At 41.0% G+C, this 12,718-nt stretch carries 10 protein-coding genes and 1 pseudogene; 1 reads left to right on the top strand and 10 read right to left on the bottom strand.

All coding sequences use genetic code 11. From position 1 onward, the window contains the following. Positions 1-22: 22 nt before the first annotated feature. The 3 genes from glgA to H6G18_RS24985 form a co-directional block, all read right to left on the bottom strand. Positions 23-1,501, bottom strand: coding sequence for a glycogen synthase GlgA (gene glgA / locus H6G18_RS05840; protein ID WP_190406152.1), 1,479 nt, complete (start codon positions 1,499-1,501; stop codon positions 23-25). 202 nt (positions 1,502-1,703) lie between these two features. Continuing rightward, positions 1,704-3,476 carry a B12-binding domain-containing radical SAM protein gene (locus H6G18_RS05835; RefSeq protein ID WP_190406151.1) on the bottom strand — a complete coding sequence of 591 codons (1,773 nt, stop codon included), beginning with the start codon at positions 3,474-3,476 and terminating at the stop codon, positions 1,704-1,706. Positions 3,477-3,702: 226 nt separating this feature from the next. Continuing rightward, positions 3,703-3,837 carry a hypothetical protein gene (locus H6G18_RS24985; protein WP_277875569.1) on the bottom strand — a complete coding sequence of 45 codons (135 nt, stop codon included), beginning with the start codon at positions 3,835-3,837 and terminating at the stop codon, positions 3,703-3,705. Positions 3,838-4,066: 229 nt separating this feature from the next. Here H6G18_RS24985 and H6G18_RS05825 point away from each other — a divergent pair, with 229 nt between their 5' ends. Further along, positions 4,067-4,507 (top strand): SRPBCC family protein, encoded by a 441-nt coding sequence (locus H6G18_RS05825; RefSeq protein WP_190406150.1) that lies wholly within the window; start codon positions 4,067-4,069, stop codon positions 4,505-4,507. A gap of 25 nt (positions 4,508-4,532) precedes the next feature. Here the strand turns inward: H6G18_RS05825 and H6G18_RS05820 are convergent, their stop codons facing one another. The 7 genes and pseudogenes from H6G18_RS05820 to H6G18_RS05790 form a co-directional block, all read right to left on the bottom strand. Continuing rightward, positions 4,533-5,351: a SirB1 family protein gene (locus H6G18_RS05820; RefSeq protein ID WP_190406149.1), complete on the bottom strand. Its 819-nt coding sequence runs from the start codon at positions 5,349-5,351 to the stop codon at positions 4,533-4,535. Between the two features lie 190 nt (positions 5,352-5,541). Continuing rightward, positions 5,542-5,748 (bottom strand): phycobilisome linker polypeptide, encoded by a 207-nt coding sequence (locus H6G18_RS05815; RefSeq protein WP_067765577.1) that lies wholly within the window; start codon positions 5,746-5,748, stop codon positions 5,542-5,544. A 212-nt stretch (positions 5,749-5,960) separates the two neighbouring features. Beyond that, positions 5,961-6,449 carry an allophycocyanin subunit beta gene (gene apcB / locus H6G18_RS05810; RefSeq protein ID WP_190406148.1) on the bottom strand — a complete coding sequence of 163 codons (489 nt, stop codon included), beginning with the start codon at positions 6,447-6,449 and terminating at the stop codon, positions 5,961-5,963. A gap of 65 nt (positions 6,450-6,514) precedes the next feature. Further along, entirely contained in the window at positions 6,515-7,000 is a 486-nt protein-coding gene (apcA, locus tag H6G18_RS05805; protein ID WP_190406147.1) for an allophycocyanin subunit alpha, read from the bottom strand. A gap of 421 nt (positions 7,001-7,421) precedes the next feature. Then, complete coding sequence (locus H6G18_RS05800) at positions 7,422-10,820, bottom strand: phycobilisome rod-core linker polypeptide (protein WP_190406146.1); 3,399 nt, start codon at positions 10,818-10,820, stop codon at positions 7,422-7,424. A 469-nt stretch (positions 10,821-11,289) separates the two neighbouring features. Beyond that, a pseudogene (gene vapC, locus H6G18_RS05795) lies at positions 11,290-11,705 on the bottom strand (type II toxin-antitoxin system tRNA(fMet)-specific endonuclease VapC). Next, positions 11,695-12,012 (bottom strand): hypothetical protein, encoded by a 318-nt coding sequence (locus tag H6G18_RS05790; protein ID WP_190406145.1) that lies wholly within the window; start codon positions 12,010-12,012, stop codon positions 11,695-11,697. The pseudogene vapC and the gene H6G18_RS05790 overlap by 11 nt, the downstream one beginning before the upstream one ends. Positions 12,013-12,718: the final 706 nt, after the last annotated feature.

Here is a 12,718-nt window from a genome sequence, read left to right as displayed (position 1 = left end):
ATATTTTAAGATTAAAAATCCCTTACCACTTATATTTAATCCAGTCGTAAATATCTAAATATTCCGCCCCTGGATTATTCCATGAGTAGTCATATCTCATCCCCTGAATAGCCAATTGTTGGAACTTTTCAGGAGACTGATACCACAAATCAATTGCCCGCTCCATTGCTGACTCTAAAGCTTGGTAATCGGATTGATAAAAGACGTAACCATTACGTTTTTCTGGTGGTAAATTTTGGTCGTAATCTATATCAAAGACTGTATTTACTAACCCACCAACACCACGCACAATGGGAACAGTACCGTACTTCAAACCAATCATTTGAGTCAAGCCACAGGGTTCATAATTGCTAGGAACAACAATCATATCTGCCCCTGCATAAATCAGGTGTGATAGTTCTTCATTAAAACCCAGTTCTAAATGTACATCTGGATTGCTATTTAAAAATTGTTTTTCATGACGGAAATGAGCGTTAATTCCTGGTTCTGTTGCTGAACCTAATAAAACAAATTGCGCTCCTTTATTCAAGGCATGATAAATGGCGTGATGGACAAGGTGGACACCTTTTTGAGCATCTAAACGCCCAATATAGGCGATGATTGGTTTGTCAGCAGCTTGTAGTAACAAGCGATCGCGTAAAGCTTTTTTGTTATATAGTTTTTGTTCAAAGTCGTCTTGGCTGTAGTTATGGGGAATGTAATTATCGATTTCTGGATTCCAAAAATCGTAATCAATCCCGTTGAGAACACCACTAAATTTATCTTTGTGTAGATACAAAGTGTGTCCCAAGCCACAACCAACATCTGTATATTGAGCTTCTAGAGCGTGATTTGGTGAAACCGTGGTGACAGCATTGGCGTAAACAATACCCCCCTTCATGTAGTTAATGGCAAAGGGGTTAAAGTTATCCTTGAGCTTGTCATCTTGGAAGTAATAAGCTTCCCGATTTAACCCAGTAGCCCAGAGAGTTTTAGCACCACCAATTCCCTGATGCTTAAAGTTATGGATGGTGTAGCAAACCCGTTGCGTATCCATGCCATGATACTTGTAAATCTCATAGAGCATCACAGGAATTAAGCCTGTCTGCCAATCATGACAATGGATAATATCTGGACGCTTATTGCTTTGATGGAGAAATTCTAAAGCAGCCTTGCTAAAGAAAGCAAAGCGCATATCATCATCATCACAACCGTAATAGCAACCCCGATTAAAGAAATTGTCCTCGGAATGGGGTTCGATGAAGAAACACACCCGCCCATGTACCCAGCCACAGTAAACAGTGCAATGAATAGCTGCACCAAACCAAGGAACCCACAGGTTTAAGTAAGCCTCATGTAGTCCCCAAATATGGTCGTAGCGCATACAATCATACTTGGGCAGAATTAGCTCGACGCAATTGCCCCGAATTTCTAATTCTCGACTCAATCCGTAAACGACATCCCCCAAACCCCCTGCCTTAATTACAGGAGCGCATTCCGAGGCAATCTGTACAATGTACATCCGTAGTCCTCGCTTCACAAAAATTTATCTTTACTATACTAATCCGTACATGAAATATGTACTCATTGACAAGTGACTAAGGGAATGCAGTTTACAGATTTTTGCTCAAAACCTCAATTTAGAGAACATCTATTCAAGATTTCGTAACTTTAGAAGGGGTAAGGGTGTGAGGGAAGAATTGGGACGCTACTTTCCCCCTAGCCTATATCCTGGCAAAATCTTCTAAGGGTGCGATCGCATATCTCCCCTGTTCATCCTGACTAACTAAACCTAAAGCTAGTAAATCTCTGTCAATAAATAATTTAGTGGGTTTACCGCCTGCGTCAATTTTGGCATTAATCAATTGCATGGCGTAGCAAATAGTGTCATAAACTCGTTGGGGATTTATTGCCGTGGTTATGGGCTGATACCTACCCACCGACTCACACAGTCGATAAACTCCATGTGTTGGAGACTGGGGATAGCCATAATATTGCACAGCACGTTGTAAGAAATAGCCGGCGGTAATTGGCTGTTCTCCAGAAGGACGTACACAAGAGTAGCTGCAATCACCTGGTGTATCAGCCGCAAAACTGCCTGGCATAAATCGTAGAATATTAAAGTTTAAAAAGTCAGGATGGCATTCTTCTAAACCAAAGCGAATTGCACTCAGATCATCTTCTAAAGTTGTTGGCTCATAACCGATAATTTCGGTCTTATCTTGATTTAGCTTGGCTTTTGGTAGCCCGAAAATCAAAAAATAACTGCTGGGTAATCCAGCTTGATTCATATCTTGAAATGCTTTTTTTATTTTAATTGGGTAATCAAATGCTTGCTTGATTTGACTTTGAATCGAGCCGTTAAACTTATGATTAGCCAAGGATACTTCTGGTAATATATGCTCAACTCCAAAGAACATATAGACACAGTTATGCTCTACTAAATAGCACATCTGTTCGTAGTCAATTTTGTCAACTCTAGTATTTGAACCCCACAGAAAACCTTCCTGTTTAAGAATTTCGGCTTCCCTGTTAGCGGCCATTTCATGGGCGGTAAAAGTATCAACATCTAGATAAATCGCTTCATAACCACGCTGCTTTAATTGCCGCAACTGCTTACGGAAAGATATTTCACTTAATCTAACAATATGATTATTTTCCTGACTTTGATTACAGCAATCACAACCCCAATAGCAAACCCTTTGAGTAAACATTTGGGCTGTTTTTAATTGTCTACCATCTTGAGTTTTAAAGATGTCCATATTATGAATTTGGGGAATATGGATTAACCCCAAATTTTGATCTATGTCATCAAAGTTATCAACTCTAGGTGCAATAGAATGATGAAACTTATTACGCTGGCTATAGTCAGAAGCAAGGCGATAAAATTCCCTATCTTGATTTATGAAACACAATCCTGGTAGATATTTCATGTTTCTGTGGAAGGTTCCTTTGGCAACGGCATGGGCAATTTCTACGATTGACTCTTCACCCTCACCATCACAAAATGCAGTTATCCAAGGAGTAATTCGGGCAATATCTTCAACGCTTTTGGTAGCATAACCACCAACTAAAATAGGGACGTTTTCTCTGCTAAATTTTTTTAGTTCTGTAAATACTTTCTTGCTATGTTCATCAATTTCTTGCCATTGGGTAGCTAAGCAACCAGCAAAGATAACTAAATCAGCGTTTCTCACTTCATATAAAACATGGTCAATAGTCAAATCAGGACGCTCTAAATCTAGCTGGACAACTCGGCTAAACCCAGCATTCACTAAACTAGAAGCGAGTACAGGTAAAGCTTTGTTAGCTCCATTGAATGTTCGGTATTTAATATATTCGCCAATCAGCACAATTTTTGATAACTTCCAACGATTATCAATTGGTTGCCATATTGATGATGGTAGTGATAAAAATTTTTCTGTGTCTACCATATCTTGTACAAAGCCAAAGACTTTTGTAAATATATTTTGCCGATTGATTAAAGGTAAAAACACTGTTCCCCACCTACTTTGATAGATTTTTATCGGTGGTGATGCACTCCTGTATAAAGGTCTAAGTTTTTCTTCTTTAAGCAAGATGACTCAGACAATTAGGTTTATCAATGAATAACAAACCAAAAATATACACCGATATACATATATCTCTAGAGGTATTTATGAAGCAGTTTTTGTTCACCAATGTAATCTTTTTAAGAAGTCGGGAATCTTGTTTTTCGTGAATTTAACTTTCTTCAACTGCACCTAACATTTTCAAAGAAGCTTTTTCCGCGTCTGTGATACCTGTGATACTTGTGATGTCCATATTTTCGTACAAGCGAGGAAATTTGAGCGATCGCCAACGGCTACAATTCTGCACATCCCAAAGTTGAATGACATTCTTGATTACTCAGCTTCCAGAGTCCGATAGTATGGTCATCACAACTACTGGCAAGAATCTGACTATCGGGACTTAAGTTAATCTAAGTAGTACAGCAACAAAATTAAGCATATTGGAAAAAAATGTCTTGTCTCACTCCGTCGGGTAAAGTATTAGAAACGCCTCATGCCAAGAATTTTTCTATATGCCTTAATTACGAATTACGATCATGTCCCAGGTTTTAGAACAATCAATTCAAATTAACGCTACAGCTAGTACCGTAGAAAGGTGTATTACGGATTTAACCCTGATGCACCGTTGGCTGAACCCTGTACTACGTTGTGAACCTGTGGGGGAAACGTGGAGTACTGATGTCGGTAGTAAAAGCCGCTTCATAATTCAAATTCCCCTACTTCAACCTACTTTGAACACCGTTGTTGCAGAACGCCAACCAGGGTTAGTAGTTTGGGCATTTCAAGGATTTTTTCAAGGACGCGATCGCTGGGAATGTCAACCTCTAGAACAGGGAACTCTGCTACTCAACCGCTTTGAATTTGACATCCCTAATCCCCTTGTTAGTTGGGGCTTCAACACCTTCGCCGCCACTTGGACAAAACAAGATATGCAAGCCCAACTCCGTCGCCTCAAGCGCGTAGCAGAAAGTCAATAGTCAATAGTTTTCTCTCCCTGCTCCCTCATCTTCCCAACTCCCCCAACAACCGCTTAATAGTGGCTGCATCTTCAGCGTTGGGAACATTCGCCAAGTACATTTCTAAGTCATTAGTAGCCTGCGGATAATAACCTAGTTGGTAGTAGAGTAAACCGCGATCGCGCAATTCGGAGGTTGCATCAGGAAACAGCAGTAAAATCCTTTCAACCACACCCAAGCTTTTTTCTAATTGTTGCTGTCTCAGATAAATATATTTCAGATTAGTCAGCATTCTTGCCAAAAATTGCCGCTTACTGACTCTAGCTAAAAATTCTGGTCGCAAACTCACCGATTCCCGAAACATTTGATTCAGCTTATCTTGACAATCTTGAGCAAACATCACCTCACCACGATTAAACGCATCCACAAAAATTTCCATATCAGAAATCGCTGGACGGATGAGGAAATGTCCGGGTAATCCCACCCCTTCCATTGGAAAATCAATCCTTCGAGCAACTTCCAGATAAACCAAAGCTAAAGTAATGGGAATACCGACTCGACGATCAATTACATCATTTAAAAAGCTGTTACGCGGGTCATAATAGTCTTGCTGATTTCCCGCAAACCCCAAATCATCGTAGAGATACTGATTAATACCCTGAATCACCCTTAACGGGTACCTTGAAGATGGCAAACGTTCCTCAAGCTCACCAGCCATCGTATCCAGAGCATTTACATACTCCTCCATATCCAATCGAGGATATTCTTCCTGGGCAATATACAAAGCTGCCCTAGCCAAATCAATATCCTCCTCAGATTGCTGAATCTCCAGATAAAAATACTGTCTTGCTGAAGAGAAATTCATAGGCCAAGCCTCGCTTAATTAAGTTAAACCTCAGCGTCCCTCTGCGCTAACCTCAGCGTCCCTCTGTCTTGAAAAGTTCAGATCGCCGGAAACCGGCGCTCCGACTTTTCGCTGCGTTTAAAAACATAAAAAAGAGGTCTAAACAGACCCCTCTCATAACTTAACTATAATAATTTCCGACCTATAGAAATTATGACAACCCAGCATTAGTGCCTTGTTTACCAGTTGCCAATTCCACTTTGATAATTTTACCGCCTGCTTTTTGGATGCGCTGTTGTTCGCGGAACCAGTTTTCATAAGGAACTAGCTTAGTGAAGTAGGTATTTTGTAGTTCGCGTTGAGTACGAGTTCTGCTGAGGCTAGGAACCAGCGCTGTAATTTTAAACAAACGGGACATAATTCGGATTCTCCTATCAGTGTTTTGGAAAAAACTCTTTATCTCAAAAACTTTGAGCATTAATTATTAATTAATCGTTCCAAGGCTGGAAATCAAGCATCAATACCAGACCGCTAATACTCATGATTATAAGCAATAGAACGTCCTAGCACTCACAATTGATTTCCAGACCTTAATCAAGCCGCACCTAATAACTAAGTGCGAAAAAGCTCCTAGCTCAAGCCAGAGGAGATATAGTCTAGGTAAACACCCATTTCTTTACCAGCATCAGCACCAACTAAGCTAGCGGTTACTTCTTTGATAGCTTGGATAGCTTGTACGGTAGCGCCCACGGGTACACCCAAGGAGTTGTAGGTTTCTTTCAAACCGTTCAATACACGCTCATCTAGGATGGAAGGATCGCCAGCTAGCATAGCGTAGGTAGCGTAACGTAGGTAGTAATCCAAGTCACGGATACAAGCAGCGTAGCGACGGGTGGTGTACATATTACCACCGGGACGGGTGATGTCAGAGTACAACAAAGATTTAGCTACAGCTTCTTTAACGATCGCAGCAGCGTTAGCACTGATTGTTGTAGCAGCACGTACACGCAGTTCGCCAGTGGAGAAGTAAGCTTTGAGCTTTTCTAAAGCTGCGGTATCGAGGTACTTACCTTGCACGTCAGCAGAGTTAATGACGGCGGTGATTGCATCTTGAGCCATGTTGTTAATTCCTTATTTCCAACCTTATTGCAATATTCCAGTTCCAGCAGGGAAACAGCTGCACCCTACTGCAACGCACCTACTACGTAGTCAAAGTAAGAGCCTGCTTCAGCAGAATCTTCAGCAGACAGAAGGCTGGAAGCAGCATTTTTCAATGCACGTACACCTTCACCAACTGCTTCGATAGGAGTACCGAGAGACTTGTACATCTCACGAACACCGATTACGCCGATTTCTTCAATAGGAGTAACGTCGCCAGCAACGATTCCGTAGGTAACAAGACGGAGGTAGTAGTCTAGGTCACGCAGACAGGTAGCTGTCAATTCTTGACCGTAAGCGTTACCACCAGGAGAAACAACATCAGGGCGCTTTTGGAACAATTGATCGCCAGCTTGCTTAACCAAACGTTCGCGGTTGTCTGTCAAAGCTTGGGCGATGCGGAGACGTTGTTGACCACCAGCAACGAAGCTCTTGATCCGATCTAGTTCGCCAGGGCTGAGGTAGCGGGCTTCTGCATCAGCATTCACGATGGACTTCGTGACGATACTCATTAATGGATTCCTCCAGTACGAAATGAAACCAGAATTTGATTAAACTGGTGCGATTTTAAATTTGGGTGACTGAGATTAGCTCTCGTCTTGTAGACACAGCAGTAAAAGAAGTGACTGCCATAGTGATTACATTACAAGTTTGCTTGAGTTAATACAACTACACAAGCTTTAAAACTCAGTGACCTTCCGCAAAATATTCTCCGGCATTCTGTTGAGCATTTATGACTGCTCTTAACACTTTGTAATATTTGTTTCAGATTTACTGCTATCCCAGCAATAGTCATAGCAAAGCCAGGGATGGAAAATCGTAATTTTAGATTTTAGATTTTGGATTTTAGATTGAAGTCCAATCCAAAATCGCAAATCCAAAATCCAAAATGGAATTCTCCAGTCCCTAGTTTCTAGCCCCCAGCGTCACGAATTAGCGATCGCCTGGTCTACCTGTGAGGGTGGATGGCGACAAGCTAGACCAAGATTGTTTCACCAAATCAGCTGCTGCTTGGACGCTACCGAGGTAGTTACCTGCTGGTAGTGATGGGAAGCGTGGGTAAGGAACCACATCTTCGCCAAAGTAGCGGCTATATTCTGGGCTATCGACAATTGCTTCCACAGCAGCACGCAAACCACTATCAGCTAACAGCTTGTTATACTGACGAATTTCGCCTTGAGTTGCTGGCGCACGTCCCAACAGGTGACGGAATAAATATTCAATTACCTTGGTGTTGGGATAAGGTGTGTAGAAACGCTTGCGATAGATTTCGGAACTAGCCAATTCCCGCACAAATTCCCGGACAGAAATTTCGCCATTCCGCAGTTTGCTATCTAGTTCAGTCCGGCGGTAGTAGTCTGGTACTTGTCCGCTAAATACATCCAATACCTGACGGTAGATGGCGTTAATGACCAGTTGTTTTTCTGCTTGGCCGATACCATCGGTCAGGCGGTAAATACGTGCAGGTTTACGGCGGGTTGTACCCACACCCACTTCTACAGACTGTCCACGACCATCGTTGAAGGAACGACCCAATTCGATGAACAAGGGCTTAGTCTTGTCCATTTGTCGGGCTTGGGCTGCTAAATCTGCGATCGCCTTCGCTAGAATTGGTGTCTTGGTAGACTCCATCCGCGCTTGTACTGGCTTAAAGCTAGGGATAACCACATCGTTATTTTGCTTAGTCAGTTGGTTATACAGCTTCTGGGTATTCGGGAAGTTCGCCGCAGGTAAAGTCGGGAAGCGTCTGTAAGGTACTGTATCTTCCCCAAACACCTCACTGTACTCCTGGCTATTTACCAAAGCATTAATAAAAGCCCGAATTCCTTGAGTAGCCAAAATTTGGTTATACTTGCGGATCTCTGCTTGGTCAATAGGTGCGCGTCCGAGGAAGTGCTTGGTTCCCAACTCAATTACTTTGGTGTTGGGGTATGGTGTGTAGAATTCCTTCAGATAGAGGTTAGAGTAACCCAAACCTTCAATGAATTCCTTAACAGTGATTTCGCCGTTACCCAGTTTGCTTTCCCAAGCGGAAAACTCATTTTGAGCAATATAAGGTGCAATATCGCGCTCAAAAATTTGCCGATAAGCAGCATTAATTAAAGTTTTGACAGCAGCTTTATCGTTTTTACCAGCTACCTGCTTGAACACCTTGGTTTGTTCACGCTGCTTGGTAACACCTTGGTTGATGCGGAAATCGATATCTGGTTGAGTCCGGTTTTCCTTGACTGTACCCAGTTCTACAAAACGTGGCGTTTCTTGTTTTTCAACATTCGCCACATCTTCACGAATACTACCAACCCGTAACTGTCTGAGTGATACACCAGCAGGAGTCAAATACCGTTCGTAAGGTACTGTATCTTCGCCAAAAGCTTCGTTGTACTCTACGCTGTCTAGAATTGCATCAACTACCGCGTACAAGCCTTTCTTAGAGGCGATATCGAAGTACTTGTTATTTTCTTGACGACCGTAGGTAGGACGACCTAATAAGCGACGGTGGATATATTCAATCGCCTTACAAACATAGAATGGTGTCCAGTAAAGCTTCCGGAATAGATCCGACTTAGCCAATGCTCTAACAAAGTCCCGTACCGAAATTTCGCCGTTTTCTAGCTTGATTTCTTGGACTTTCAGCCGTTGACCTTCGTAGACATCCCGACCGAAAACTTGCAAGTAAGTTGCTCTAATTACTGCTTGGGTCGAGCTTTCCGAGAACTTGACACTTGCTCCCTTAGCTGCTTTTCTGCCGATAGTCCCTGGTAGTTGATCCAACTTGAACACTTTAGGCCCAAGGGAACCAGGAGCTAGACCCCGTGCGCCAGGGTTACTAACTTGGTTATTAATACCAGGCCCTTGGTGAATTAAGATCCGTCTGGTATCTTTACCAAAAGGTGCTGGACTGGTGCTGGGATTGCGAGTTTCTTTCGGGAAAATCGCTCCAAATTGAATTTCTAATGGGTCGTTACCAGAACCGTATGGGTGTTGATCTGGTAGTGGGCGATCGTAAGCCGCAAATGTCGTAATAAACTGAGGTACTTTACGGAAAGGCGCACTGTAGTTAAACAGGTCTTGCTGTGGTCCCCAGTTACGGCATTCTTGAGCTTCTTGACCTAAACCGCGCAGGTAAGGTACAGTTTCTTCCCCAAAGTAGTCGCTGTATTCCGCAGAATCTACCAAAGCATCTACTAAAGCTGGTAGACCGCCGTTAGAAATGATAGAGAAATATTTTTGAACTTCTTCACGGCTACTTGGCCCCCGTCCCAAAATGTGACGGAAAGCTAGTTCAATAACGCGACTGTTAATAAAAGGTTGGTAAAACTGTTTTTGGTAAAGGGGAGATTTTGCCAAACGACGGACGAACTCCTTCATGGAGATATCGCCGTTCTTAACTTTGGATTCTAGGTCAGAGATTGACAAGCTGTAAGCACGGGTAATATCGCGCTCAAAGATTTGCCGATAGGCTGCTTTTACTACCTCATTCTTTTCAGTAGCTGACAACCCAGTCTTCATGACAAACTTGGGTCTTCTTTCAGCCGCACTGAAGTAAATTTGAGGCAATTGCAACCCTTGTTGGTCGCCAGAGGGACGTTGACGCAGCTTATTAGAAGGTGTGGGTGCTTTGAATTCTGTGATCAAAACATCCATGTATTGAGACACAATTTCTGTGGCTTCAGGATCTTTGCGGAAATAGGAAAGTGAGGCTGATTTGATTTCCTGCAAAGCGACAATGGTTGCTTCACCAGAGCAAGCATTTTCAATAATTTCTCGCAAACCCCGTGTATTCACAACGATGATGTTGGGGTCGCCAGCGACGATCGCATAAGTAGCATAGCGCAAGAACCAGGATAAATCCCGCAAGCTCTTGGCCATGTTGCTTGGGCCATAACGAGCAATGTTAATTGGTCTAAACCCTGGAGGGGTTGGACCACTGGGAGATGTATTAAAGATAGAGCGCAAGTTTTCTAGGAATCCACCACGTGTTTCCACATAGGTGACAGTCCCCAGCTTCATGCTTTCTCTGACATCTCCACCACCACCAACAGTAGCCATTGCTAGTTCTGGTTCCCTTGGCTTTTCTAAGAAAGCCATTGGCGAACCACCTACAAAAATCCGGTTAGCAGCACGAGAAACAATAATCTCGGAATTTTCTGTGAGAAGTTGGGCAATTTCTAGACGTTTTGCACCAGATGCAAAATAGCTTGCTAGTTCATCTAGTTCACCCCTACCCAAAAAGCGGTCTTGTTGCTCCGCTTGGGTGATTGTTGCCACTGCTAGAGTTTGATATAGTTGCGGGCGCGCAACCGAGCTTCCACCACTCGCCTTAACACTCATCGGATTTGTAAAACTCCCATCATAACTATCTTATGTGTTAAGTCTGGGTTGCTTTGAGGCTTGACACATGGGTGTACTTATGATTTATAAATAACGCCTTCAAAACTACCAGTAAAATTAACCCAGTCAGTTTTTAGATTAGAACGTTTTGCGTTGACGCTGGTGATTTATTAAGAAGTGTGTAGATTTTTTTGGCTCTAACCTCGTATTTCCAGATGTACACCCGCTTTTCAGTCTGAGACAAAATCTAAGTTTTGTTACATTTTTTAACAAATTAGCCCGGAGAGTGTCAAAACAGCAATCAAACTCAGACTGTTCTTAAATCATGAGAGCGATCGCCCAAAACAATATCCAAGTTCGTAGTAAGCACTAAACTGCTACTCCGAGGGCTAAAGCCCTTACTACGAACTAATATCAATGTATAATTTAATTAAAAATAAAAATAAAAATATTGAGTCAAATTTTCATATTACCCTTCCCAATCTTCAATTTGTAACCCTTTAACTCGACTAAATTCCCTAACGTTGTGAGTAACTAGAATTAACTTGTTCGCTAAAGCAATAGAAGCAATTTGTATATCATTTGAACTTATAGGAGTTCCAATCTTTGCTAAATCAGCCCGAATATTGCCATAAATTTCAGCACAGCCATCATCAAAAGTTAAAAAAAAAACTGTTCTACAAACATCTTTTGCAGAGTTACAGCTTTTTGAGGATTGTTACTACGCATAGAACCATAAAATAACTCAGCCTTGACTACTGAACAAACCGCAATTTTTTCAGGTTCTAAACTATCAAGATGATGATTAATACTAGGAGATTTTCCCTTGAGATAGATGATACATACATTAGTATCTAGTAAATAGATTAAAGAACTATTCATCAAAGACACCAATTAAATCATCATCTGTTTCGGGAGAAATACCTAATTCATCCGTTGCAAAATCAATATCAGCACAAGTACCATACAAATTAAGTAAGCCTGCCGAATGCAGAATATTTTTTTGTTTCAAAAAATCCTTAAGTTCAGTATCAGAAGCAAAATTTAGTAACTCATTTAGTTCATCAAAATTAATCAATCCTTCTCGAAATGCTTCTAATACAAGATTATTGATAATTGTTTGCGGTAAATTACCCCATTTATTGATAATTTTCTCTGTTAACTTATCTGGTAAATCAATTGTCACTTGCATAACTTTCAAAACTCCTGAGTATACTTTGTTAACTATGTTATTCTCGATTAGTGGTGTTCAATGTTAATTATTGTTTATTTTTTATGATTTATCAGTTTTTTGCATATCTATTTACTAACAAAAATTGTTGGAAAATATGATACTTAGGAAATATAAAAATCACTTTATTTATTGATAGCTAAAAGCTTGAAAAAAATATTATGAACTTCCCCATATTCTTTGGCTAAATTTAAAATATCTAATACTATTTGTTACTGTGTCGGGTCAGCTTGAGCAAAGATATCAGCATGATCATATAATATGACATATCTTTAGATAAATTAAAGTACAAATTTTCAGCAAAAACTTATGGTAAGGAATATCAAACTTGTTCCCTGTCACCTATACTCTTATCACATAAGTAAGCATTATCAGTAAACAAAGGTACACAATAATCCAGGCTAAGAAAACAAAAATAATACATTGAAAATAATCTTTAGCTATAGGAAGCAAATATTTTAATATCTTGCTTACGTGTTTATTATTTGTATTGTTTTTTGCAGAGATAGAATTTACTAAGAATGGTGATGAACTTGCGGCAATAGTAGGTAATTTCAGTAAGAGCTGATTCGTAAAGTAAATATTAAATAGACAATCGCCTAACCATGAGACGAAGTAAGGAACCATAAATCATGGCTTCACTTACCTCTGAATACACTTCATAATC

Origin of the sequence: Anabaena subtropica FACHB-260, assembly GCF_014697105.1 — a bacterium.
Classification (GTDB): domain Bacteria; phylum Cyanobacteriota; class Cyanobacteriia; order Cyanobacteriales; family Nostocaceae; genus Trichormus; species Trichormus subtropicus.
This window is presented reverse-complemented; position numbering and strand designations above follow the sequence as displayed.

What these genes read in the sequence shown, in the direction of transcription:
- glgA (WP_190406152.1), bottom strand. Translation starts at nt 1,501, where the DNA reads ATGTACATTGTACAGATTGCCTCGGAATGCGCTCCTGTAATTAAGGCA.
- H6G18_RS05825 (WP_190406150.1), top strand. Translation starts at nt 4,067, where the DNA reads ATGTCCCAGGTTTTAGAACAATCAATTCAAATTAACGCTACAGCTAGT.
- H6G18_RS05820 (WP_190406149.1), bottom strand. Translation starts at nt 5,351, where the DNA reads ATGAATTTCTCTTCAGCAAGACAGTATTTTTATCTGGAGATTCAGCAA.
- H6G18_RS05815 (WP_067765577.1), bottom strand. Translation starts at nt 5,748, where the DNA reads ATGTCCCGTTTGTTTAAAATTACAGCGCTGGTTCCTAGCCTCAGCAGA.
- apcB (WP_190406148.1), bottom strand. Translation starts at nt 6,449, where the DNA reads ATGGCTCAAGATGCAATCACCGCCGTCATTAACTCTGCTGACGTGCAA.
- apcA (WP_190406147.1), bottom strand. Translation starts at nt 7,000, where the DNA reads ATGAGTATCGTCACGAAGTCCATCGTGAATGCTGATGCAGAAGCCCGC.
- H6G18_RS05800 (WP_190406146.1), bottom strand. Translation starts at nt 10,820, where the DNA reads ATGAGTGTTAAGGCGAGTGGTGGAAGCTCGGTTGCGCGCCCGCAACTA.
- H6G18_RS05790 (WP_190406145.1), bottom strand. Translation starts at nt 12,012, where the DNA reads ATGCAAGTGACAATTGATTTACCAGATAAGTTAACAGAGAAAATTATC.